22 protein-coding genes and 1 other RNA gene are annotated in these 23,490 nt (G+C 60.4%); 8 read left to right on the top strand and 15 right to left on the bottom strand.

The window, feature by feature from the left end:
- Positions 1–193: 193 nt before the first annotated feature.
- A complete protein-coding gene (locus SCT_RS07410) occupies positions 194–910 on the bottom strand; it encodes an RES family NAD+ phosphorylase (RefSeq protein WP_237759624.1) in 717 nt (238 codons plus the stop codon).
- Positions 870–1,250, bottom strand: coding sequence for an antitoxin Xre/MbcA/ParS toxin-binding domain-containing protein (locus tag SCT_RS07405; protein WP_059421081.1), 381 nt, complete (start codon positions 1,248–1,250; stop codon positions 870–872). The genes SCT_RS07410 and SCT_RS07405 overlap by 41 nt, the downstream gene beginning before the upstream one ends.
- A 188-nt stretch (positions 1,251–1,438) precedes the next feature.
- Here SCT_RS07405 and SCT_RS07400 point away from each other — a divergent pair, with 188 nt between their 5' ends.
- Genes SCT_RS07400 through SCT_RS07390 form a run of 3 tightly spaced genes read left to right on the top strand, consistent with a single transcriptional unit; the run spans position 1,439 to position 3,871 of the window.
- The gene (locus SCT_RS07400; protein ID WP_059421079.1) at positions 1,439–1,633 is read left to right on the top strand and encodes a hypothetical protein; all 195 of its coding nucleotides are present in this window, start codon (positions 1,439–1,441) and stop codon (positions 1,631–1,633) included.
- A gap of 1 nt (position 1,634) precedes the next feature.
- Positions 1,635–1,829: a hypothetical protein gene (locus SCT_RS07395; RefSeq protein WP_059421077.1), complete on the top strand. Its 195-nt coding sequence runs from the start codon at positions 1,635–1,637 to the stop codon at positions 1,827–1,829.
- Positions 1,826–3,871 (top strand): hypothetical protein, encoded by a 2,046-nt coding sequence (locus tag SCT_RS07390; protein ID WP_059421073.1) that lies wholly within the window; start codon positions 1,826–1,828, stop codon positions 3,869–3,871. Before SCT_RS07395 ends, SCT_RS07390 begins: the two co-directional genes overlap by 4 nt.
- An 86-nt stretch (positions 3,872–3,957) precedes the next feature.
- Here the strand turns inward: SCT_RS07390 and SCT_RS07385 are convergent, their stop codons facing one another.
- From SCT_RS07385 to SCT_RS07325, 13 genes are all read right to left on the bottom strand, one after another.
- Positions 3,958–5,442: a hypothetical protein gene (locus tag SCT_RS07385; protein ID WP_059421070.1), complete on the bottom strand. Its 1,485-nt coding sequence runs from the start codon at positions 5,440–5,442 to the stop codon at positions 3,958–3,960.
- A gap of 25 nt (positions 5,443–5,467) precedes the next feature.
- On the bottom strand, positions 5,468–5,761 hold the full coding sequence (locus SCT_RS07380; RefSeq protein ID WP_059421067.1) for a hypothetical protein: 294 nt from the start codon (positions 5,759–5,761) through the stop codon (positions 5,468–5,470).
- 13 nt (positions 5,762–5,774) lie between these two features.
- A complete protein-coding gene (locus SCT_RS07375; protein ID WP_059421065.1) occupies positions 5,775–6,644 on the bottom strand; it encodes a hypothetical protein in 870 nt (289 codons plus the stop codon).
- A 681-nt stretch (positions 6,645–7,325) separates the two neighbouring features.
- Positions 7,326–7,698, bottom strand: a transfer-messenger RNA (tmRNA) gene (ssrA, locus tag SCT_RS07370).
- Positions 7,699–7,759: 61 nt separating this feature from the next.
- Positions 7,760–8,335 (bottom strand): NTP transferase domain-containing protein, encoded by a 576-nt coding sequence (locus tag SCT_RS07365; RefSeq protein WP_059421063.1) that lies wholly within the window; start codon positions 8,333–8,335, stop codon positions 7,760–7,762.
- Positions 8,332–9,333: an XdhC family protein gene (locus SCT_RS07360; protein ID WP_059421061.1), complete on the bottom strand. Its 1,002-nt coding sequence runs from the start codon at positions 9,331–9,333 to the stop codon at positions 8,332–8,334. Before SCT_RS07360 ends, SCT_RS07365 begins: the two co-directional genes overlap by 4 nt.
- On the bottom strand, positions 9,333–11,528 hold the full coding sequence (locus SCT_RS07355) for a xanthine dehydrogenase family protein molybdopterin-binding subunit (RefSeq protein WP_059421060.1): 2,196 nt from the start codon (positions 11,526–11,528) through the stop codon (positions 9,333–9,335). The genes SCT_RS07360 and SCT_RS07355 overlap by 1 nt, the downstream gene beginning before the upstream one ends.
- Before the next feature lie 3 nt (positions 11,529–11,531).
- The gene (locus tag SCT_RS07350; RefSeq protein ID WP_059421058.1) at positions 11,532–11,990 is read right to left on the bottom strand and encodes a (2Fe-2S)-binding protein; all 459 of its coding nucleotides are present in this window, start codon (positions 11,988–11,990) and stop codon (positions 11,532–11,534) included.
- A 232-nt stretch (positions 11,991–12,222) separates the two neighbouring features.
- Entirely contained in the window at positions 12,223–12,690 is a 468-nt protein-coding gene (locus SCT_RS07345; protein WP_059421056.1) for a DUF995 domain-containing protein, read from the bottom strand.
- A 74-nt stretch (positions 12,691–12,764) separates the two neighbouring features.
- Positions 12,765–13,412, bottom strand: a complete 648-nt coding sequence (locus SCT_RS07340) for an HAD family hydrolase (protein ID WP_059421054.1) — start codon at positions 13,410–13,412, stop codon at positions 12,765–12,767.
- Entirely contained in the window at positions 13,412–14,119 is a 708-nt protein-coding gene (ubiG, locus tag SCT_RS07335) for a bifunctional 2-polyprenyl-6-hydroxyphenol methylase/3-demethylubiquinol 3-O-methyltransferase UbiG (protein WP_059421052.1), read from the bottom strand. The genes SCT_RS07340 and ubiG overlap by 1 nt, the downstream gene beginning before the upstream one ends.
- 63 nt (positions 14,120–14,182) lie before the next feature.
- Entirely contained in the window at positions 14,183–15,529 is a 1,347-nt protein-coding gene (locus SCT_RS07330; RefSeq protein ID WP_059421050.1) for a TRZ/ATZ family hydrolase, read from the bottom strand.
- A 72-nt stretch (positions 15,530–15,601) separates the two neighbouring features.
- Positions 15,602–16,294, bottom strand: a complete 693-nt coding sequence (locus SCT_RS07325; RefSeq protein ID WP_059421048.1) for an OmpA family protein — start codon at positions 16,292–16,294, stop codon at positions 15,602–15,604.
- Between the two features lie 226 nt (positions 16,295–16,520).
- Here SCT_RS07325 and gyrA point away from each other — a divergent pair, with 226 nt between their 5' ends.
- The 5 genes from gyrA (at position 16,521) to aroF (ending at position 23,472) form a co-directional block, all read left to right on the top strand.
- Positions 16,521–19,082 carry a DNA gyrase subunit A gene (gene gyrA / locus SCT_RS07320; protein WP_059421046.1) on the top strand — a complete coding sequence of 854 codons (2,562 nt, stop codon included), beginning with the start codon at positions 16,521–16,523 and terminating at the stop codon, positions 19,080–19,082.
- Positions 19,083–19,172: 90 nt separating this feature from the next.
- On the top strand, positions 19,173–20,255 hold the full coding sequence (serC, locus tag SCT_RS07315) for a 3-phosphoserine/phosphohydroxythreonine transaminase (protein ID WP_059421044.1): 1,083 nt from the start codon (positions 19,173–19,175) through the stop codon (positions 20,253–20,255).
- On the top strand, positions 20,248–21,312 hold the full coding sequence (gene pheA / locus SCT_RS07310) for a prephenate dehydratase (protein WP_059421042.1): 1,065 nt from the start codon (positions 20,248–20,250) through the stop codon (positions 21,310–21,312). The genes serC and pheA overlap by 8 nt, the downstream gene beginning before the upstream one ends.
- Positions 21,313–21,349: 37 nt before the next feature.
- Entirely contained in the window at positions 21,350–22,459 is a 1,110-nt protein-coding gene (gene hisC / locus SCT_RS07305) for a histidinol-phosphate transaminase (protein ID WP_059421040.1), read from the top strand.
- A complete protein-coding gene (gene aroF, locus SCT_RS07300) occupies positions 22,456–23,472 on the top strand; it encodes a 3-deoxy-7-phosphoheptulonate synthase (protein ID WP_059421038.1) in 1,017 nt (338 codons plus the stop codon). Before hisC ends, aroF begins: the two co-directional genes overlap by 4 nt.
- The last annotated feature ends 18 nt before the right edge of the window (positions 23,473–23,490 follow it).

The following is a 23,490-nucleotide window of genomic DNA, read 5'->3' as shown; positions in this document are numbered from 1 at the left end:
TTCTCGCCGGAACGGGTTTCTGTATTTTCTCCGCTTTAGCAGTATTTATTGAGCGCCCTGCAATCTGTTTGCTTCTTTAAATTCAAATCGGCGCTTCACAATTAAAAATTAGCACAGATTTTAAGAAGTGCAAATTTTGAGGATTAATTTTATTGTCTCGCATTTTTTCTGCGAACCAGGGTTCGATTCTCTGCTACTCCCAGGGGGCGGCTGAAAACGTCATGGACTTGTTCTCCCGGCGCCAGATGACTTGGTCCTGATGCACGGCGAGCCACCAGGTTTGCATCGTCGGGTGCGGCTTGGGCTTTGCGAAAGCTTGCGGCGTCAGCAGCGCCATGCACCATGCGGGATGCGGGTCGCGGACGGATTGATAGACAATGCCACCGAGGTTGGCCTCGCGTGCCACGCGGGCAAAGGCCTGGGTGGCGCTATAGTCGGTCGGGTGCGTCCAGGCTGCGGCATCCGCGCTGAAGGGTGGTTGCCGAAGATCGACGGCTAGCGTGCTGACATCGGCACGAAAAGCGGTGTGCGCGACGGGTTCGAGTTTTTCCAGGTCGACTGCATCTTTCAGGAATTTCCAGCGCCAGTAGCCCAGTTCGGCACTGGCGGTGCGTACCGACTCCGCGCCGTAGAATACGCCGGGATCGATGAGCGAACGGAAACGAGAGCCGCCGCGCAACGGACCATAGCGGAACGGTGTGGCCAGAAGGTAATCGAGCGCCTCGGCGGTGGCCGGTTGGGCTGGCTTGCTGCCTTCCAGCAGCGTTTCGAGCAGATCCTGCTCGGCCTGGCTGTCGACGATCTTCATGGTGGAAGCGATGTGCTGCGCTTCCACTATGCGCCAAACCGACCCGCGCCAGTCGTGCGCCTCAGACGAGACCGCGAGAGGCGTCCAGATATTGAACGACACGTACCAGTCCTTCTGTGTTGCGGATGAGCTCGATCGGACGGCCGTTCAGGCCCCGGTTTTCGCTATTGAGCCACTGGCGCGCGGTGGTTTCGTCACCCACGATGGAATCGAGCGAGCGGAAGGCGCGAACGAATAGCAGCGCAAATTCCCACTCCTTGCGATTCTGGTCAAGCTGGTATTCGCCTCCGTACAACCGGGTAATCGTTGCCGGGCTTACTCCCAGCACCTTGGCCAGCAGGGATCGTGAGATATCCAGCCGCTCGGCGGCACGAGCAACAGCCTTGCTCAGAACGGTTGCGGTTTCTGGCTTCGGGGTGGGTTGTTGAGCGGCTTTTGACATGAAAACTTCCTTTCTACAGAAATAATAGCACATAATAATTCCTGTAGAAATAGTTATGTAATTGCCAGGTTGAACCCTACGTAACATGAAAATTGGTCTATAAAGCAATTATGGCGCGCTATTCTTTGGGTATGCCGACGGAGTGGTAACACGGATCAAGAAAATTAGCGTTGAACAGGGTTGATGCGATGTCAAATCGAGATGTGCTAATTGTCCACGGCTGGAGCGACACTTCGAAGTCTTTTTCTCCATGGGTGGATTTTCTCAGGAATTCCGGCTTCAAGGCGGCGAGCCTGTGGCTGGGTGACACCATTTCCCTCGATGGCGACGTCAAGATCGAGGACGTGGCCAGCCGTATGGAAGCGCTAACGCGGAGGACATGACATGTTGGGACACGCAACGCGCATCGCCATCCTCGCCATCATCGTGGGGCTGGCCGTGGTTCTCGTCTACGAGCGAGCGCTTCCGAATACGCCGGTTACCGACGATACCTATCTGCTGGCGGGTCTGATCGGCGTCATCGTGGCGTGGGTGGTGGACTGGCTGTGGACCCGTTTTGCTGGGAAGGACAAGGCATGAAGCGGACGCACTGCAGTGGCGTGCTGGCTGGCATCATCAGCGGAATGCTGGTTTGGTTTGCGCTCGCCGCGAACGCGGCCCAAGCCGAGGAGAAACGGGTAGAGAGCGGATCCACCCTTGCCGAAACGGCCTTGTACGAGCGGGCGCTCAAGCGCGAGGAAGAGCAGGCCGCGTTGCGCGCTGCCGCGTGGCAAGTGCAGAACCACGCCCGGGATGCGCGCGCTGCCGCAGCGCGCCACAGAGATAAGCTCAAGGCGTTGCAGGACGCGGCGCAGGCGCGCAGTGAGGCTTTTTCGCGGGTGTCGAAGGCGGCGCTGCAGGCGGAGCAAGCCAAGCGCGCCGCAGTGGCGGCTGTCGCAGACTACACGCAGGCGGCGGAAAAGGCGCTGCAGGCCGCCGCCGCGTTTGCCGAGGCGCGCGGTACGCAGCGAGGGCCACGTGCGCAGGCAGCAGATGCCGCGGCAGCACGCAAGGTGCAGGCGCTGCAACAGGCCCAGGCGGCGCGCGAAGCGGCGGTGTGGGCGAGCGATTCTCTGCGCTCCGCGCTTTCCAGTGTCGGCTACCATAGCGCGCAGCTCAGCGCCGGCCTGCCCCAGGCGCGCGCGACCGCCGATGCGTTTGCTGCGAAAGGCGGCGAGCTTGTCGATGCGATAAACAAAGCCAGACCGAATACCCTGTCCCGCGAAGTGATGAGCGATTCCGCCCAAGTGGCTGAACGCGCCGTGCAACTGCGTGACGAAGCAGGTGCGCTGACCGGGCGCCTGAAACTGGTGCGCGACCTCTCGGGGGAGATGAAGCTCGCGCAGGAGCAGGAGCCGGCCCACGCCGCCGCGCTGCAGGGTTATTACGAAGCCGCGCTGAACGCGGTCATCGAGGCCGATGCGCATAGCTACGCGGCCGCGGTGAGCCTCGCCAGTCTCAAGCGCTGCCAGCGCGGCAGTGCCTGCCGCATGCAATTGGATGAAGAGCTTGCCGCGGCCGCCAAGTTGCGCCTGGCGGCGCGTGACGAGGCGGCGGCACGGCTGCGTAGCGCTATGGCCAGCATTGATGCCACCGTGTATATCGGGCGCCGCATCGACGAATACGCCGAAGTGGCGGAGGCCGACCCGCGAACGCTGGATGCAGCCGTGGCAAGCGCAGCCGCAGGTGAGGCGCTTGCCGAGAAAGTGCGCGTGGCGGCTTTCAGCGATTACCAGCGCGCGGCAGAGGCTTATGAACAGGCGAAACGGGCCGCCGATGCCGCTTATCTCGCGGCATACGGTCAGCCGCGGCGGGGCGAGGAAGTTAAAACGATGGCGGCGGAGCCGGCTCCGCGGCCTGAGCCTACCGCCTCCATGATGTCGCCGAGGTGGCAGGTCGAGGCTCACGCCTGGGAGTTTTTCACCGCGTCCGCGCATGAAGCCAAAGGCTACGGCGCCTACACCTATGTGCTGTTCGGGCGGCGTCTCGGGAGCAAGCTGGCTCCGCAGGTACAACGCAGCTACGCGGCACTGCTCGATGCCGTCATCGGCTCGACGCCACACCGCACCGAGGTCTCCCCGAATATTCCGCACGCCAAACTCAACCTGTTTTGCATTCCCGGCAAGACCGAATGGGACGAAGGCTTGGCGGCCCTGGATGAAGGCGGCGACAAATTCCCCGCGCTCGACAATTACGCATCCAGTCTGGCGCTGGCTACTCTTTCCACTGCCGGCAGCGGCGCCGTGCGCAGTAGCGAGATTCTCGGCGTGATCCAGGACTCGCCTGGACCGTTCCTGCTCACCACCATGCAGCCCATGCAGCTGGTGCAGAGCGGCTCGCCCATGCTGTTCGTGGACCTGTCGCGCTTCCCGCCGGAGACCTATGCCGATCTCGTCACTGCCTACAAGCGCGCGCTGGTGGAGCGCCCGCCGCCGGGCCAGCAGACCTGGCAGCCGCCGGCGTTCCAGTGGGTTGCCGCGACTGGCACCGGCGTCGCCGGCCACCTGCTCAAAGTGAAGAATGCCGTCTCGGGTTGGTTTTCCTTTGGCGAGGGCAAGCCGGTCAAAACAGCTCTGCGCTAAGCGTTGAGCAAAGACTTTACGTCAGTTAGACCGCCGAATGGAGAGGTGCTGCAAGAGGTTCTTGCCATGCATCGCACCAAACGAGGTTACGAGGTATGTTGGAGCAGCGATTTCATGGAAACATGGTTCGCCTTCAGCCAGGCGGATAAACGTTCATCCTGCCCGATGGCGCTGGTCAGCTCAGGCCATTGCAGGGCGACTCGGAGATCCTTGAGCACCTGCTCTTTGGTATTGGGATCAGGGTGGTCTGGGTCGGCCAGACACTTGGCACGAACGAACTCGTACATTAGATAGCCCTGAGTTTCCGCTGGACCGCGCAATTCGATCGCTTTGTTTAGCGCCCCTAATGCGTTTTTGTAATCCGGCGTTGATGCCTCTGCAAGGGCATAGCCAAGTTGGGCATAGTTCTGGTGGAAGCGCTCTTTTTCCTTTTTCTCGTCGGTAGCGATGAGCGCGCGAAAGATCGGGATGGTGCGCTCCATTTTCGCCTTCTTCTTCGGGTCGCGCCAATTGTTGCGTCGTACGTTGCCTGCCTGTTGGTAGATATTCGTCCGATAGAGGTCGCTCGTCCCGCGTAACGCTCTATCAAGCTCCTCTTGCGATACATCCCCAGATTCAAGCTGCTTTTCTGTCAGTCTGAGTGCCTCGTAGTCGATGGTCAGTTGTTCCTGTGCCTTCTTTTGCGACTCTGACACTATGGCAATCTCGCTACGGATCACTGCGAGTGTGTCCGCCTCGCTGAAAGCCTTGCCAAGGCGAAGGCGTGTCCAGAGATAGCTCATGAGAAACCCACAGATCAGGAAGTAGACCAGGAGCGCGACTGCGAACACGCCGCTGGTCTCAAACCCGCCGAGGCCGGGGTTTGCAAAGTCGGCGAATTGCGTCAGCGCGGAAGGGAGCGACGTTAGTTGGGTTAGCCCAACTCCGACGAGAATCTTTGTCAGCCAGTCCGAGATCTGCTCGAGACTGGTGTTGGCACCGTAGGTTGCACGGCCGGATAAGCCTTGCGTGGTAGCGGAGGCGCTCTGGGAAGATGCTGATTCCGGCACGCTTTGCTGCTGGAGTGAACGCGGGATGCCAAACAGAAAGCCGAGGAACGCACCTCCGAGAAGGGCTGACCCAGCGAGGAGAAGACCTGTGCCCAATACTGCCATGGCCTTAGCCATGGGGGCCGGCCGGACTGCTGCCTCGGGTTCGGGGGCAGGCTTCTGGGCCGCCTTGCCTGCAGGTGCGGACTCCGGCTTGGGTGCGTCCTTAATCGTCTTGGTGTCCTCAGGCCGTGCCGCCTCCGGCGTTGCAGCCCCGGCCGGGGCGGCCTTTCCTGCCTGCAAGGGCTTGTCTGACGGGGCTGCTGGCTGGCCCGGTGGGGCAGCGGGGCTCGCGGCCGGCGCCGTCGTGGCAGCCGCGGGCATTGTCTGGGCCGTACTGGCCGGCGGCGGCGCCTTTGCCGCCGGTTGTACGTAGAGCGCTTGGGCCGAGTAGATCACTATGACCGCTATGCCCGCCAAGGTGCCGTAGGCGAGCATTCTGATCACGACTTCGGGCGTTATGGACTCTTTCGCATTCCGCATGTCTCTCTCCTCCCGGCGGCCCTGCTCACACCCGGACCACGATGAAACTGATAAGCTTGCCGATCGCCGCGAGCAGGTCCATCTTGTCCGCTGCGTCGTCTACCGACTTCTTGATCTCCCGGATCTCCTTGAGGTCCTCCTCTTTGGTGATGATGCCTATCATCAGCAGCTTGGCCTGGTAGCGCCCATATTCTTCCAAAAGCTGCACCAAGGCCGGGTGCACCGACATCTGTTCGTCGAGAGGCAGCCCGCGGTACTTCACCTGCAAATTCGTGATCTGGTTGCCCATCTGCTTGAGCATTTCGGCATCGTTGTCCATGGTGTCCCTCTAATCATTCATTCCGCGTGATTTGCTGGCTGAGCAGCGGCTTCAGTACCGTATCTTCCTCCCATGCCTTGGTCGCGCCATGCAGCCGTGTCAGGGCCTGCTTGATCGACTTCGACTCGGGGCTGATCCTCCCAGTCAGAGTTAGCGCGTCATTCAAGGCGTTGAGCACATCCCGCAGCTCGACCTGGTCGTAGTTCCTGGCCAGACCGATGAGCGTGTTGCCGATCTCGGCGGCCTGCAGGAGGTTCACACTGGCGTCCATCCGCATCTGGCGCTCGCGGGCGGAAAGATCCATCACCGACCTGGCGGCGCGCTGCAGCGCCAGATCCCGCTGCGCGCCGACCGGCATGGCGATGGCCGCGTTGCTGTCCTCGATGATTTCGATCCGGCGGGCGTTGTCGGTGATACGGATGGTGCCCGTCTCGATCTGCTGCGCCACGTTCAGCAGCGACTGGTTCATCCGAAAGGCGACGGGGATGACGCGCCTGACTTCCTCCCTCGCCAGGTAGCTCCCCCGGGGCAGGTTGTCGAAGATGGCCGAAAAGGCGACCACTCGGTCCCGCAACTCATCCAGCGGTCGAGTCGCCTCCCCGGCCGCACGCGCCAGCTCGGCGTCGCCGGTGAGCAGGAATTCGAGGGTATCCACATCCATCGGCCTGTTCATTGCCTTCAGCTTGACGGCCAGCTCGTCGGCGGTGCCGGCGGGCATCGCCGTGGCTGCGCGGATGCCGCTAGCAGTCAGGGCCAAGGCCCGGACCGCCTGATCGCGGTATTGCACGGCAGCCGACTGAAGCGCCAGCGCCTTTTCCTCGGTGCAGCCGGAGACAACCAGCACTAGCATCGAGCAGGCCAGCCACAGCAAAGATTTGCGCATAAGGCGAGTCATAATTTCCCTTTCCTCCGTCGTCAGCGATTTGTTTTGTCCCTGGGCCACACCGCCGTTTATCCCGTCTACGCAGGTAATAAAATTACTGTTTTAGTATAGTTACAAAGTTTCCTGGGTGTGATGCGCATATCTGCCCTTCGCGATCTGCGTGCGGGACTGTTTTTGGCCCAAGATGGCTTGCGACCCGAATCAGCCGGTCGATCTCTTCAGAAGCAATGGATGTTCAGTTCATGTTTGGGATCTGGTTTGGGATCTGGTTTGGGACACCAAACCAGTTCGACAGGTAGAAAAGAGAAACCGGTTGATTTCTCAACGGGTTTTCTTGTTTCTGGTGGTGGCGGGGGGATTGCTCGCCTTTCGCGTTGCATCCGCGAAAGCCTCGGCCCTTCGGGCCCGCCATGCTGAGCATGGCGTCCTGCGCGAGCAGTGCTCGCTGGTTTTCAACTAAATATACATTGTCTTGTGCAGCCTATCGGCTGCGAGGTGGGGGGGATGTGTCTGTCTCGCCTTAGGGCGATCCAATCATCCCTGCGCTACGCTTCGGAACCGCAGTCGCTTCGCTCCTGCGTCCAGGCGAGCAGTGCTCGCCTAGTCGAACCAGTGGGGGTTCTCATCCCCTCGCCTCCAACAAACGAAAACGGCACCACAAGGGTGCCGTTTTCGTTTGTTTGGTGGAGGCGGGGGGAATCGAACCCCCGTCCGCAAGCCCTCTACAGGCAGTTCTACATACTTAGTCCGATTATTTGATTTCGCCCGAATTACGCCAACCGAACAGGCTGAATTCACGCTAGTTGCCTTAAGTTTAGTATCGGTTCAAGCAACCCGGACCGACACGAGTCTCTGTGAATGACTCTGCTCTTTTCACCTTGCGGATCGAAGCCGGCCCAGAGACCAACCGGTGCAGAGTCTAACCGGCAATTAAGCGGCTAGAGCGTAGTTTTCGTCGTTTGCGACTAGTTTTTTTCAGATGGATTTACGAGGTAACTGAGCCTCGGTATGCCCTACACTGCTTTGCAACCCACGTCGAAACCGGGTCGCCCCCATGCTAACCATAGACTGGGCACTGGAGAAAAAGTTCCTGTGCCAAGCCGATAGTGTTTTAATTATACATGATACGCCATGGCATGATCGGATCGGGTGTCGATGTCGGTGAAAATGCCAGGGTCTGCGCAATCGAACGCTTCTATGCGTGCAGCATGGACGGCGAGCAAGGGATGTGCGCCGTGGTCGCCGCTGAGTTGGGCCAGGTCGTGGAAAAACTCGCGCGCGAAGCCGACTGGGTGGCCGCGGCTGTCTTGGTGGCGCGGTGCGGCGATCGGCGCGCCGGCCCTGATCAGGCCGGCTATGCCGCGGATGGTTTCAGGCTGGATGAACGGCATGTCGGCCAGGGCGATCAGCCAGCCGTCCGCGTCCTGCGCGGCGGTGACACCGAAAGCGAGGCTGATCCCCATGCCAGCGTCCGCATTGGGGCAGTACGCCACCTGAAAACCTTCCTTTTCCAGCAGACGGGCAAGCGGCCGGTCAGACGGCCGCACTACCGCAATGCCATGGTCAACAGCGCTTAGCAGATTGCGCGCCGCCTTTATTCCCATCGGGGTGCCGTCTCGCAGCGGTGCCAGCAGTTTGTCTCCGCCGAAGCGCGTTCCAGCCCCCGCAGCCAGTAGGATGCCGGTGATCATGAGACGGCCGCCAGTGGTTCGCGTGCCAGCGGCATGCTCGCCGCGGCAGGCATAACGCCCAATTCGATGCCGTGGCGCACCGCGGTCAATTCCGCCAGGATGGACACGGCGATTTCCGGCGGCGTGCGGCTGCCGATAGGAAGGCCGACCGGCCCGTGCAGGCGGCCGATTTCGGTTTCGGAAAGATCAAACAGGCGCAGGCGCTCGCGCCGCTTCAGGTTGTTGGCATTCGAGCCGACGGCGCCGACGTAGAATGCCAGCGACTTGAGCGCTTCCAGCAGGGCCATGTCGTCGAGTTTGGGGTCGTGGGTCAGGGCAATCACCGCGCTGCGAACATCGGGAGTGAAGGCGATTGCGGCATCGTCCGGCATCCCTGGCACGAGTTCGGCGCCCGCGACTTCCCAGGCCGCGCTGTATTCCTCGCGCGGGTCGCACACCAGCACCTGGTAATCCAGGGCTAGTGCCATCTGCGCCAGGAAGCGGGAAATCTGGTTAGCGCCGATCAGGAGCAGCCGCCAGCGCGGCCCATGCACGGCGGTTAGCGTCTGCCCGTCGAACTGCGTGGTTTCATCGATGTGTGGCGTGTAAAGCGTGGTGCGGCCGATGGCTAGATCGAGACGGCGGCCGATCAGCCGGCGCTGGATGAGGGCGTCCAGGATGGCTTGCAGCACGAGTGCGTTGGGCGCCGGTTCCAGCACCAGTTGCAGCGTGCCGCCGCAGGGCAGGCGAAAGCGGTGACACTCCTCGGCCGTGCCGCCATAGGTGAGCATTTCCGGGCGGGAGGGCGGCGCGGCGTGCACCCGTTCGATCAGATCGGCCTCGATGCAGCCGCCGGAAACCGATCCGGCGAGCAGACCGTCGTCTCGCAGCGCAAGCAGGGAGCCGACCGGCCGCGGTGAAGAGCCCCAGGTTTTGACTACGGTGGCGAGGGTGACGCGATGGCTTTCATTTTGCCATTGAAGGCATTTCTGCAGGACTTCCAGATCCGCGCTGTCCATCATACGCTCCGCAGTTCGGCGGTTTCGAAGGGCAGTTTGCGCAGGCGCTTGCCGGTTGCGGCGAATAGCGCGTTGGCGACTGCCGGGGCAAGCGGCGGCACGCCCGGCTCGCCGACGCCGGTGGGTGCCGCCTCGGATGGTACGATGTGGACTTCGACCTTGGGCATTTCGCTGATGCGCAGCAGTGGATAATCATTGAAGTTGGATTGTTCGACGCGCCCATCCTTGAAGGTGATGGCGCTGTGCAGGGCCGCCGACAGGGCAAATCCGATGCCGCCTTCCATCTGCGCCCCGATCTGGTCCGGATTCACCGCGATGCCACAGTCTACGGCGCACACCACCCGGTCGACGGTGAATGAGCCGTCCGGCTTGACGCTCACCTCCGCCACCTCGGCGACGAAAGACCGGAACGATTCATGCACCGCGATGCCGCGCCCGCGCCGGACGCCGCTTTTTGGCGCCAGCGGCTTGCCCCAGCCTGCCTTGGCGGCGGCCAGTTCGAGCACGCCCTTGTGGCGGGGTTGGTGGTCCAGCAGGGCGCGGCGGAATTCGTAGGGGTCCTTGCCTGCGGCCACCGCCAGTTCGTCGATGAAAACCTCGGTCGAGAAGGCGGTATGGGTATGGCCGACGCTGCGCCACCACAGCACCGGCACGCCCAGTTTGGGCGAATGCAGCTCGACATGCAGATTGGGGATTTTGTAGGCGAGGTTGGATGCGCCCTCGACCGAAATCATGTCGATGCCGTCCTTGACCATTCCGCCTTCGAACGCCGTGCCGGCAGCAATCGACTGGCCGACCAGTCGCTGGCTCCAGGCTACCGGATTGCCTTGCGCATCCAGTCCGCCGCTGACGGCATGGACGAACATGGGCCGGTAATAGCCGCCGTGGAGGTCGTCCTCGCGCGTCCACATGAGGTGGATCGGCGCGTTGAGATGGCTGGCGGCCTTGGCCACCGAGACCGCTTCCGCGATATAGTCGGAGGTAGGGTTGGCGCGCCGGCCGAAGCTGCCGCCGGCCAGCATGGTATGAATTTGTACCTGTTCCGGCTGGAGCCCCAGAATTTTCGCGGCGGTGGCCTGGTCGCCGGTCTGCGACTGGGAGCCGGCCCAGATTTCGCAGCCGCCGTCTTTCAGCTGCACGATGCAGTTGAGCGGCTCCATCGGCGTGTGGGCGAGATAGGGGAACTCGAACGTGGCTTCCAGATTTTTCGTGGCCGGGACCAGGGCTTTCGCAGCATCTCCTTCGTTGCGGGCTACCATGCCGGGCTGCTTCAGCAATCCCAGGTAATGTTCGCGCTGTGCGGCGGAGCTGACCCGTTCAGCGCCCGATTCGTCCCATTCCACCTGCAGCGCATCTCGCCCCTTTTTCGCGCTCCAGAAGTCTGTCGCGATTACCGCAACGCCGCGCGGCACTTCGACCACGGCGCGTACGCCGGGCACCGCTTTAGCCTTGTCAGCCTGGATGCGTTTGACCTTGGCGCCGAATAGCGGCGGGCGGGCGAGCAAGGCGGTGAGCTGGCCGGGCAGGCGCAGGTCGGATGCGAACTGGGCGCTGCCGTCGGATTTTGCTTTCGAGTCGGTGCGCTTGAACTGCTTGCCGATGTACTTGAAATCCTTGGCTGACTTGAGTTGTACTTCGGCTGGCTGGGGCATTGTCGCCGCCTTGTCCGCCAGCTTGCCGTAGCTCGCCTTGCGGCCGCTGGCACGGTGCAGCACCATGCCGTTCTGGGTGGAGAGGGTACTGGCGTCCACTTTCCAGTTGTCCGCCGCTGCCGCGATCAGCATGGCGCGCGCAGTGGCACCCGCCCGGCGCAGCTGATCGAATGAATTGGCCATGGCGGTGCTGCCGCCGGTTCCTTGCATCGGTCCCCAGAGCAGGTTGTTATATAGCTTGGCGTCGGCCGGTGCCGATTCGACCAGGATCTTTTCCCAGGGTACATCCAGTTCCTCGGCAACCAGGGTCGGCAGGCCGGTGTTGACTCCTTGTCCCATCTCCAGATGTTTGACGATGACCGTCACGGTGTCGTCGGGCGCGATCCGGATAAAAGCATTGGGCACAAAGGGTTTGCCCGCGTCTTGGCCCGCCATCATCCTGGCGGCGCCGACAGGCAGGTAGAACGCGATGGTGAGGCCGGCGCCCAGGGTGGCGCCGGTTTTCAGGAACTCACGTCGGCTTGGGTCGATTATCTTTTCCATGGTTCACCCCCTCATCGTTCTGGCAGCTTGATGCACCGCCGCACGTATGCGCTGATAGGTGGCGCAGCGGCACAGGTTGCCGTCCAGCGCCGCGTCGATGTCGGCATCGGTCGGATGGGGGTTGCGCGCGAGCAGCGCCGCTGCCGACATGATCTGCCCCGACTGGCAGTAGCCGCATTGCGGCACGTCCAAGCTAACCCAGGCATCCTGCAGGGCTTTCACGGCCTTGCTCCGGGCGCCTTCGATGGTGGTGATCTTCTGCCCGGCGGCAGCGGAAATCGGCGTCATGCAGGCGCGCACCGGTGCCCCGTTAAGATGCACGGTGCAGGAGCCGCACAGGGCCACGCCACAGCCATATTTGGTGCCGGTCAGACCCAGATTATCGCGCAGCACCCAGAGCAGGGGCGTGTCGGGCGCAGCATCGACGCTGCGTGGTTTGCCGTTGACAGTGAAAGTGATCATGCGCAATCCCTCCGGTATCAGTTAATTACGTAAATTGGAGAAGTGATGCTTGCGACGGCGTCGGCCAGCATGTCGCTTGACGAGATCTATGCTGGACGTCTGAATTAACCAGCTAGCGCGGCTGTATCGCGCCAGCCCGGGTTGGTTGTAAAAATAGGCCGGTTAATTCAACCTTGGTCCCTTTGATTCTATTGCCTATGTGATAGGCGAGAGCTTCACAAATGTTAGGGGGTCATTTTGAAAACTCAAACTCATGCGCTATTGTAGCTCCATCGTTGACAGTCTTAACGCCGTAATATTTCTCACCAACTTTGAATATGTACCGGCACCAATTTTCAGATCGTTCACGCCAATCAAGCGTAACGCAATAAGTTCCATTGTCGCCAACATGCCATGTGCCTTGACCGGTTGCTGACCTCATTAGCTTGCTGATATCACGACGGTTGTCGCTTGAAGCCACGAATTTACCATCGGGTTCGTTCGTCCAACGGCGGGTGCTCCCTTCCTTGTGATAACTGACGACTTTGGCATTCGGCATAAGCTGCTTTAGCTCGTCCGCAGATAGCTGAACCCCGTTCTGTGCCTTAAGGTCGTTTAGAACCAAGCCACCAGCTTGAGCAGCCAAGGGAAGTGAAAACAAAACAGATGCAAGGATCGCGTGAAGTACAGAACCCCCTACACAAACAATGAGCCTAGACATGAGGTTACTCCTTGAGTATGTGGCATTTGAGGCGATGCATCACGATGCCTAACTCATTATAGACAATTCAGAAATTAGGCAAGGAAGGCGAGGATGTCTTGGGGGGTGTCGATGCGGCCGTGGGCTCCCCAGGTTTCGGGGCGGTCTGCGGTGCTGAGGTAGCCGTAGTTGGCGATGAGGGCGGTCATTCCGGCGGCAAGGGCGGCTTCCATGTCGCGTTCGGCGTCGCCGACGTAGAGGCAGCCTTGCGGTGCGATGCCGATCTCGCGGGCAGCGGCCAGGAGCGGTTCGGGGTGGGGCTTGGGATGGGAGCAGGTGTCGCCGCTGATGACGCTGGCAGCGCGTTTGGACAGTCCCAGCAATTCCAGCAGCGGATTGGTGAAGCGTGCCGGTTTGTTGGTGACCACGCCCCAGGCGATGCCTTTGCCTTCGAGTTGGTCCAGAAGTTCGGCCATGCCGGGGAAGAGGGTGGTATGCAGGCACAGGTTGGCTGTGTAGAGCGCCAGGTATTCCTCGCGCATGGGCGCGAAGCGCTCGTCTTGTGGCGTCAGGCCGAAGCCGATATCGAACAGGCCGACGGTGCCGTGCGAGGCGTAAGGACGGATGGTTTCCTGCGGCAATGGCGGCAGTCCGTGCCGTTCGCGCTGCAGGTTGAGGGCATGGCCGAGGTCGGGCGCAGTATCGGCCAGCGTGCCGTCAAGGTCGAACAGTACCGCCTTCATTATTCCTGCCGGCAATGGATCAGGTAGTTGATGCTGGTGTCGGCGCCGAGGGTGTAGGTTTTGGAGAAGGGGCTGTAGCTCATGCCGGTAATGCCGGCGACGCCAAGGCCGACGGCGCGACAGTAGCCGCCCAGTTCGGAAGGTTTGATGAACTTGGCATATTCATGGGTGCCTCTGGGCAGCAGGTTGAGCACATATTCGGCGCCGATTACTGCGAAAAGATAGGATTTAGGGTTGCGGTTGAGGGTGGAAAAGAATACATGGCCGCCGGGTTTGACCAGTTCGGCGCAGGCTCGCACCACGCTGGCCGGATCGGGTACATGTTCGAGCATTTCCATGCAAGTGACGATGTCATATTGGTGCGGCTGCTCCTTGGCCAGTTCTTCCACCGCGATCAAGCGGTAGTCGACTTTCTGGCCGCTTTCCAGCAGGTGCAGCTTGGCGACCTTGAGTGCTTTTTCGCCAAGGTCGATGCCGGTAACCTGGGCGCCGCGCGTTGCCATGCTTTCGGACAGGATGCCGCCACCGCAGCCGACGTCGAGTACCTTCTTGCCGGTCAGCCCGGCTGTCTGGTCGACGTAGTCGAGGCGCAGCGGATTGATGTCGTGCAGGGGTTTGAATTCGCTGTTGGGGTCCCACCAGCGATGGGCGAGCTGGGCGAATTTGTCCAGTTCCTGTGCATCGACGTTCAAGTTTGGTTCGTTCATTTTTGGCTCCGGTTAACTCGTAAGGTTAACCCCCACAAAAAAAAGTTTGAGTTCCGACTAACCTCAAGGTTGCCCTTCGCTGAAACTTTTTTGGTTGCTGATTTTTTCGTGCCAGAAGCTGGTTCTGGCATTGAGTTCATGGATGTCGATGGTGGTGAGGTGCCGTTCGTCCAGCACCAGCTTGCCGTTCACCCATACGTGGCTGACGTTTTCCCGTCCGGCGGTATACACCAGATGCGAGGTAACATCATAGCATGGCTGGGTTTCCGGGGCGGACAAGTCCACCGCGGTGATGTCCGCCGCCTTGCCGATGGCGAGCGAGCCGGTCAGGTGGTCGATGCCCAGCGCTTTGGCGGCATTGATGGTGGCCATGGCCAGTGCCTGATGGGCGGGCAGCGCGGCGGCATGGCCGCTCTGGCCCTTGGCGAGCAGGGCGGCGAGGCGCATTTCAGCGAACATGTCGAGGCGGTTGTTGCTCGCTGCGCCGTCGGTGCCCAGACCGACGTTGATCTCTTGTTCGAGTTTTTCCACTACCGGGCTGATCCCGCTGGCGAGTTTCAGGTTGGAACTCGGGCAGTGGGCCACATGGCAGCCGTGTTCGGCGAGCAGGCGAATTTCGTCGGTGTTGAGCTGCACCGCATGTACTGCGATCAGGTTGGGACCGAGCAGGCCGAGGCGGTGCAGCCGCTCGATCGGCCTCATCTGGTATTGCTTGAGGCTGGCCTCGATCTCGTCGTGGGTTTCATGCAGGTGAATGTGGATCGGCAGGTCGAGCTGCTCGGCGTAGGTCAATACTTTGGCGAAGGTCTTGTCGCTCACCGTATAAGGCGCATGGGGAGCGAGCGTAAAGGTCAGCAGTGGCTCGCCGTGAAATTCGTCGCGCACCGCCAGCCCCTTGCTCAAGTAATCGTCGGCATCGGCGGCGTAGGCGGTGGGGAAGTCGACCACGATTATGCCGATGGCAGCGCGCATTCCGGTGCTGAGCACCGTTTGCGCTGCCGCTTCGGGGAAGAAATACATGTCGTTGAAGCAGGTGATGCCGCCCCGGAGCATCTCCGCGCAGGCAAGGAGGGTGCCGTCGCGTACGAATTCCGGTGACACGAATTTCGCCTCGGCAGGCCAGATATGATTGTTGAGCCAGTCCATCAGAGGCAGATCATCCGCCAAGCCGCGCAGCAGCGACATGGCGGCGTGGGTGTGGAGGTTGATCAGGCCCGGGATCAGGACATGATCGTCAAGCCGGAAATGCTGTCTGGCGCTGTATTTTACATGCGCCTCCTCGGTGGGCAGGATGTCGCGGATCACGCCGTCGGCAATGGCGATGGAGTGCCGGGACAGGGTTTGCCGGGCGGGTTCGACGGGGATGATCCAGCGCGCATCGATCAGGGTGTCTACGGTGTTATCAGGCATGGGTTGCATCGGCAGAATCTAGCATAAAAAAAAGCCCCGCACTAGGCGGGGCTTTTTTCTAACCTGGGAAGCTTACTTCTTGGTCGGGACCTGGATTTCAGGCTCGACGGTAACACGGCGATCGGGTTGCAGGCACTCGATCAGCTTCTTGGTCTTTTTCTTACCTTTGCACTTGTTGACAGTGTCAGCATCGGGGTTAGGCTCGGATTCACCCTTGCCTACAGCCTTGATGCGGTCGGCAGCAATGCCCTGGTCAGCCAGGTAGGTCTTGACGGCGGCAGCGCGGCGCTCGGAAAGCTTCTGGTTGTACTTGTCGGTGCCGATGCGGTCGGCATGGCCAGTTACCAGCAGCAGTTCCACTTCGGGGTGGGCCTTCATGCTGGCGACCACTTTGTCATCCAGTTCCTTCTTGCCTTCTGCACGGACCACAGCCTTGTCGAAATCAAACAGGGTTTCAGCCTTGAATGACGCCTTTACAGCAGGGGCTTCAGGGCCTGCAACGGGTGCGGGTACTACGGCTTTCGGCGCCTCTTTCTTCGGCTCTGCCTTCGCCACCAAATCAGGATCGCATTCGGCAGTCGCCATGGCCGGGGTCCAGTAGCCGGTACGCCAGCACTGGTTGTAGTTGTTCTTGACCACGTTGCCGCGGGTGTCGTTCAGGTAGCCGGCGTTAGGTACGTCGTGCGCGAAAGCGGCGCTGACGGCAGAAATGCCAGTTGCAAGCGTGAGGCCTAAAACAAGTTGTTTTACCAGCGAGATTTTCATTATTTAGTTCTCCATTAAAAAATTTAGCACTATTGTTGTTTGGGCTTGCTTTATTATCGGGATCAGATATCTAACCATAATGATGATCTTATCATACACCATAGATATGGAAACTGCCAAAACAACGGTGGCCCTTCAGATTGGCCTGAGATGCGCCGGTATGCTAAAATCGCTAACATTTTGTTTTCGTATATCAACAAGTAAGTTTTAAAGAAACTGAGCATCCATGGAACAATTCGCCAGAGAAACCCTCCCGGTCAGCCTCGAAGAAGAAATGCGCCGTTCCTACCTCGACTACGCCATGAGCGTGATCGTGGGACGGGCGCTGCCCGATGTGCGCGACGGCCTCAAGCCGGTGCACCGGCGTGCACTGTTCGCCATGCACGAGCTGTCCAACGACTGGAACAAGGCTTACAAGAAGTCGGCGCGTATCGTCGGCGACGTGATCGGTAAATATCACCCCCATGGCGACACCGCAGTGTACGACACCATCGTGCGCATGGCCCAGGATTTCAGCCTGCGCTACCCACTGGTGGACGGCCAAGGTAACTTCGGCTCGGTCGATGGCGATAATGCTGCCGCGATGCGTTACACCGAGATCCGCATGGCGCGGATCGCTCACGAATTGCTCGCTGACCTGGACAAGGAAACGGTGGATTTCGGCCCGAACTACGATGGTTCCGAGCACGAGCCGCTGGTGCTGCCGTCGAAGATCCCCAACCTGCTGATCAACGGCAGCTCGGGCATCGCGGTGGGCATGGCGACCAACATCCCGCCGCACAACCTGAACGAGATCGTGGATGCCTGCTTGTTGTTGCTGGAAAAGCCAGAGACCGATATCGAGGAGCTGATCGAGATCGTGCCGGCGCCTGATTTCCCGACGGCGGGCATCATTTACGGCACCATCGGCGTCAAGGAGGGCTACCGTACCGGTCGCGGCCGGGTGATCATGCGCGCCCGCACCCATTTCGAGGATATCGACAAGGTCGGTGGCAGGCAGGCGATTATCGTCGACGAGCTGCCCTACCAGGTGAACAAGGCCAACCTGCTGATCAAGATCGGCGAGCTGGTGCGCGAGAAAAAGCTCGAGGGGGTTTCCGACCTGCGCGACGAGTCGGACAAGTCCGGTATGCGCATGGTGCTTGAGCTGAAGCGTGGCGAAGTACCGGAAGTGGTCCTGAACAACCTGTACAAGCAGACCCAGATGCAGGACACCTTCGGCATGAACATGGTGGCGATTCTGGATGGTCAGCCGCGCCTGCTCAATCTGAAGCAGATGCTCGATGCTTTCCTGCGCCATCGGCGCGAGGTAGTGACGCGGCGCACCGTGTTCGAGCTCAGGAAGGCGCGCGAACGTGGCCATATTCTGGAAGGACTGGCGGTGGCCTTGTCCAATGTGGACGACGTGATCGCCCTGATCAAGGCGGCGGCCACACCGTCAGCCGCCAAGCAGGGGCTGATGGGGCAGGTCTGGCGCTCGCCGCTGGTGGAAGAAATGCTGGCGCGGTCCGCCGCCGATGCCTCGCGCCCTGAAGGCCTGGCGCCCGAATTCGGTTTTTCTGAAAAGGGCTACCGTCTTTCCGACGCCCAGGCGCAGGCGATCCTGGAGCTGCGCCTGCAGCGCTTGACCGGCCTGGAGCAGGACAAGATCGTGTCCGAGTACAGGGAGGTGATGGAAAAGATCGCCGATCTGCTCGACATCCTCGCCAAGCCCCAACGCATCACCGAAATCATTGTCCTGGAACTCACCGCGATCAAGGCGCAGTTCGGCGACAAGCGCCGCAGCGAGATCATCGTTCACGCTCAGGATTTGAGCATGGAAGACCTGATCACGCCACAGGACATGGTGGTGACTTTGTCGCACAGCGGCTACATCAAATCTCAGCCGCTCGAGGACTATAGCGCCCAGAAGCGCGGCGGGCGCGGCAAGCAGGCGACGGCGATGAAGGAAGAGGATTTCATCGAGAAGCTGTTTATCGCCAACACCCACGACTACATTTTGTGCTTCTCCAACCGTGGCCAGGTCTACTGGATCAAGGTCTACGAAGTGCCGCAGGGCAGTCGGGGATCGCGCGGCAAGCCGTTCGTTAACATGCTGCAACTGGATGAAGGCGAAAAGATCAACGCCATCCTGCCGGTCAAGGAATTCGACGACGGCCATTTTATTTTCATGGCGACCGCCAGCGGTATCGTCAAGAAGACGCCTCTGTCAGACTTCTCCCGGCCGATGAAGCGGGGCATTATTGCCATTAATCTGGACGAGAACGACTATTTGATCGGTGTGGACATCACCGATGGCCAGCATGACGTGATGCTGTTTACCGATGGCGGCAAGGCAGTGCGTTTCGACGAGGCCGCCGTGCGTGCCACGGGTCGCGTTTCGCGTGGCGTGATGGGTGTGCGACTAGGCAAGGGACAGAAGGTGATTTCCCTGCTGGTGGCGGAGAACGAGACCCAGTCGGTGCTCACCGCTACCGAAAACGGCTACGGCAAACGCACCTCGATCGCGGAATACACCCGCCATGGCCGCGGTACCCAGGGCATGATCGCGATCCAGACCTCCGAGCGTAACGGCAAGGTGGTGGCGGCGACGCTGGTGAATGCTGAAGATGAGATCATGCTGATCACCACCGGTGGCGTGCTGATCCGTACCCGAGTCAGTGAAATCCGCGAGATGGGTCGTGCCACTCAGGGCGTGACCCTGATCAACCTCGACAAGGGCGAGAAGCTGATCGGGCTGGAGCGGGTGGTGGAAGCGGACTCGGAAGGTACAGACGCAGAAATATAACCGCGGAGACGCGGAGGACGCAGAGGAAGAATTTAAAATCTAACCTCGTCATCCTCCGCGTCCTCTGCGGTGAGACAAGGATTTGAGTGTATGGAACGGATTTATAACTTTGGTGCCGGTCCCGCCGCATTGCCGGAGGAAGTCCTGGAGCAGGCGCGCGACGAGATGCTTAACTGGCAGGGTTGCGGCATGTCGGTGATGGAGATGAGCCATCGCGGCAAGGAATTCATGGGCATTGCCGCCCAGGCCGAGGCCGATCTGCGCGAGTTGATGGGTATTCCCGCCAACTACAAGGTGCTGTTCCTGCAGGGCGGGGCTTCCAGCCAGTTCGCCATGGTGCCGATGAATTTACTGCGCGGCAAAAAAACCGTGGACATCGTCAATACCGGCGTATGGTCGGGCAAGGCGATCGAGGAAGCGGAGCGGTACTGCACGGTGAACGTCGCCGCCAGCTCGGAAGACGCCAAATTCAGCTATGCCCCCACCCAGGATAAATGGCGCCTGAGCCAGGATGCCGCCTATGTTCATTACACCCCGAACGAGACCATCGGCGGCGTGGAGTTCCACTGGATACCGGAAACCGGCGGCGTGCCGCTGGTGGCGGACATGTCCTCCAACATCCTGTCCAGCCCGCTGGATGTTTCCCGCTTCGGCCTGATTTATGCCGGCGCGCAGAAGAACATCGGTCCGGCCGGCTTGTGTATCGTGATCGTGCGCGAAGACCTGATTGGCCAGACGCTGCCCGGCACGCCGACGATGTTCGATTACAAGGTCCATGCCGACCACAATTCGATGTACAACACCCCGCCTACCTATTCGTTCTATATCGCTGGCCTGGTGTTCAAGTGGCTGAAGCGCCTCGGCGGGCTGGCAGAATTGGACAAACGCAACAATGCCAAGGCCGCGCTGCTTTACGGTTACCTGGACAGCAGCGGTTTCTACCATTGCCCGGTGGCAAAAGGCAGTCGCTCGCGCATGAACGTGCCTTTCACCCTCAAGGATGCGGCGCTGGACGAGGAGTTTCTCAAGCAGTCCAAGGCGCGCGGTCTGGCGCAGCTGAAGGGCCACCGCCTGCTGGGCGGGATGCGCGCCTCGATCTACAATCCCATGCCACTGGAAGGGGTGCAAGCCCTGGTGGATTTCATGCGCGAGTTTGAGCAGAAACATGGATAAGGAACTTTCACAACACCGCGCCAGCATTGACGCAATCGATAGCGAGATGCTGAAGCTTGTGAATCAGCGCGCAGAGCATGCCAAAGCGATTGGCGTCCTGAAAGATGGCACTGTTTATCGCCCCGAGCGCGAAGCGCAGGTGCTGCGCCGGATCAAGGAAGGCAATTCCGGCCCCCTTTCAGACGAGACCGTAGCGCGCCTGTTCCGCGAGATCATGTCGGCCTGTCTGGCGCTGGAGCAGCCTCTCTCGGTGTCATTCCTCGGGCCGCAAGGCACTTTCACACAGGCAGCGGCCATCAAGCATTTCGGCCATGCCGCACTGACTCGACCCTGCGCCTCGATCGACGAGGTGTTCCGCGAGGTGGAAGCGGGGCTGGCGGATTACGGCGTGGTGCCGGTGGAAAACTCCACTGGCGGCGCGGTCGGAACTACCCTGGATCTGCTGTTGCAGACGCCCCTTCAGGTGTGTGGCGAGGTCGATCTGCGGGTGCACCAGTTTTTGCTGCGCAAGGTGGGGGCAACGGGCAAGGCAGAGAAAGTCTATTCGCATGCGCAGTCCCTCGCTCAGTGCCACGAGTGGCTTAACCAGAATCTTTCGGGCGTGGAGCGCGTGGCGGTGGTGAGCAATGCAGAGGCGGCGCGTTTGGCTGCTGAGGATGGTGCTGCGGTAGCGATTGCGGGCGAGGCTGCAGCGGAGCATTACGGTCTGGAAAAGCTGGCGGAAAATATCGAGGACAAGCCTGACAATACTACCCGCTTTCTGGTGATCGGCCAGCATGATGCCGCGCCCTCCGGTCGGGATAAAACTTCGCTGGCGATGTCCTCCAGGAACCGTCCGGGTGCAGTGTACGAGCTGTTGACGCCGCTCGCCCGGCACGAAGTGAGCATGACCAAGCTGGAATCCCGTCCTTCCCACTCGGGGCTTTGGGAGTATGTATTTTTCGTGGATGTGGAAGGGCATCGCCTGGATGAGAAGGTTGCTCAAGCATTGGCTGAGCTCGCCGACAAGGCGGCCTTCCTGAAAATCCTCGGCTCCTATCCCGTGGCGGTACTTTAAACTAAACATATTAAAAATCAAACGACTGAACTTTGAGATGGATTTGAGTGAACTAGCACCAGGTTACATCCGCGCCATTGCGCCGTACCAGCCGGGCAAACCGATTGCCGAAGTGGCCCGGGAAATGGGTCTGCCAGAAAGCGACATCGTCAAGCTGGCTTCCAATGAGAACCCGCTCGGCGCCAGTCCGCGCGTGCTGGCGGCGATCGAAAATGTGATCATGGAGCTCGCGCGCTATCCGGATGGCAACGGCTTTACGCTGAAATCCGCACTGGCTGAACGGCATGGTGTCGGACTTGAGCAGATCGTTCTGGGCAACGGCTCCAACGACGTACTGGAGCTGGTGGCACGGGCCTTTCTGACGCCCCAGTCCTCAGCAGTGTACAGTCAGCATGCTTTCGCCGTTTATCCACTGGCGACCCAGGCGGTCGGCGCACGCGGTATCGAGGCGCCGGCGAAGGATTTCGGCCACGACCCCGAGGCGCTGCTAGCGGCCATCGAGCGCGATACCCACGTTCTGTTTATCGCCAATCCCAACAATCCTACGGGTACGCTGCTGGACCCCGCGCAACTGCTTGGATTGATCGAGCGCGTGCCGGAGAATGTCCTGGTGGTGCTGGATGAGGCTTACACCGAATATCTGCCCGATGCGATGAAAAGCGACAGTGTCGGCTGGCTGAAACGCTTTCCGAATCTGATCGTCACCCGCACTTTCTCCAAGGCTTACGGTCTGGCCGGCTTGCGCGTGGGCTATGCGCTGGCAGGTAAACCAGTTGCGGATATGCTGAACCGGGTGCGGCAACCGTTCAACGTCAACAGCCTGGCTCAGGCGGCGGCGGTGATGGCGATGCAGGACGACGCCTTTCTTGACGAATGTCTGGCAATTAACCGTGCCGGCATGGTGCAGCTGACGGATGGCTTCAAGCGCTTGGGGCTGGCTTACATTCCGTCCTATGGCAACTTTGTCGCAGTGCGAGTGGGCAATGCCGCTGCTATCAATCTCAGTTTGCTGAAGCAGGGCGTGATTGTGAGACCGGTCGCCAATTATGGATTGCCTGAACACCTGCGCGTCAGCGTCGGGCTGGAAGGGGAAAACAAGGTATTTTTGCAGGCCCTGGAACGGGCACTTAAGGAGATGGAAAAATGATTATCGTAATGAACAGTGGCGCAACCGAGCAACAGATCGACGGCGTCGTCAATAAAATCAAGGAAGCTGGTCTGGACGCCAATATTTCGCGAGGCACCGAGCGTACTGTGATCGGCGCCATCGGCGACGAGCGCAAACTGGAGCAGGAGTATTTCGAAGCCCTGCCGGGCGTTGAGCAGGCCATGCATATCGTCAAGCCCTACAAAATCGTTGGGCGGGAATGGCACAAACAGGACAGCGTGATCGACATCAAGGGCATCCCGCTGGGTGGAAATCAGATACAGATTATCGCCGGTCCGTGTTCAGTGGAAACGCCGGAGCAGATGGCTGCAGCGGCGAAGGAAGTGCATGCCGCAGGGTGCCGCTTGATGCGCGGCGGTGCTTTCAAGCCGCGTACCAGCCCCTATGCCTTTCAGGGGCATGGCGTGGAAGGCCTGGCGATGTTCCGCACGGCAGCTGAAAAATACAACCTGCCTATCGTTACCGAGTTGATGGATGCACGCCAGCTCGATACCTTCCTCGAGTACGGCGTCGAAGTGATCCAGATTGGCACGCGCAGCATGCAGAATTTCGAGTTGCTCAAGGAAGTCGGCAAGGTCAATACGCCGGTGATCCTCAAGCGCGGCATGTCGGCGACCATCTCCGAATGGCTGATGGCGGCGGAATATATTGCCGCGGGCGGCAACCACAACATCATCTTCTGCGAGCGCGGCATCCGCACCTATGAAACCTACTATCGCAACGTGCTGGACGTGACTGCCATTCCGGTGCTGAAAAAGGAAACCCACCTGCCGGTGATCGTCGATCCATCCCACGCGGGCGGCAAGGCGTGGATGGTACCGGCGCTCTCCCGTGCGGCCATTGCCGCCGGTGCCGACGGCCTGTTGGTGGAAATGCACCCCAATCCCTGCGAAGCCTGGTGCGATGCGGATCAGGCGCTTACCCCGCAGGAGCTGAAAGACTTGATGGTCAGTCTGAGCGCGATTGCCGGGGCGATCGGACGGACGATTTAGACTACCGCCGATGAACGC

The sequence above is a fragment of the Sulfuricella sp. T08 genome, assembly GCF_000971475.1.
GTDB lineage: Bacteria > Pseudomonadota > Gammaproteobacteria > Burkholderiales > Sulfuricellaceae > Sulfuricella.
This window is presented reverse-complemented; position numbering and strand designations above follow the sequence as displayed.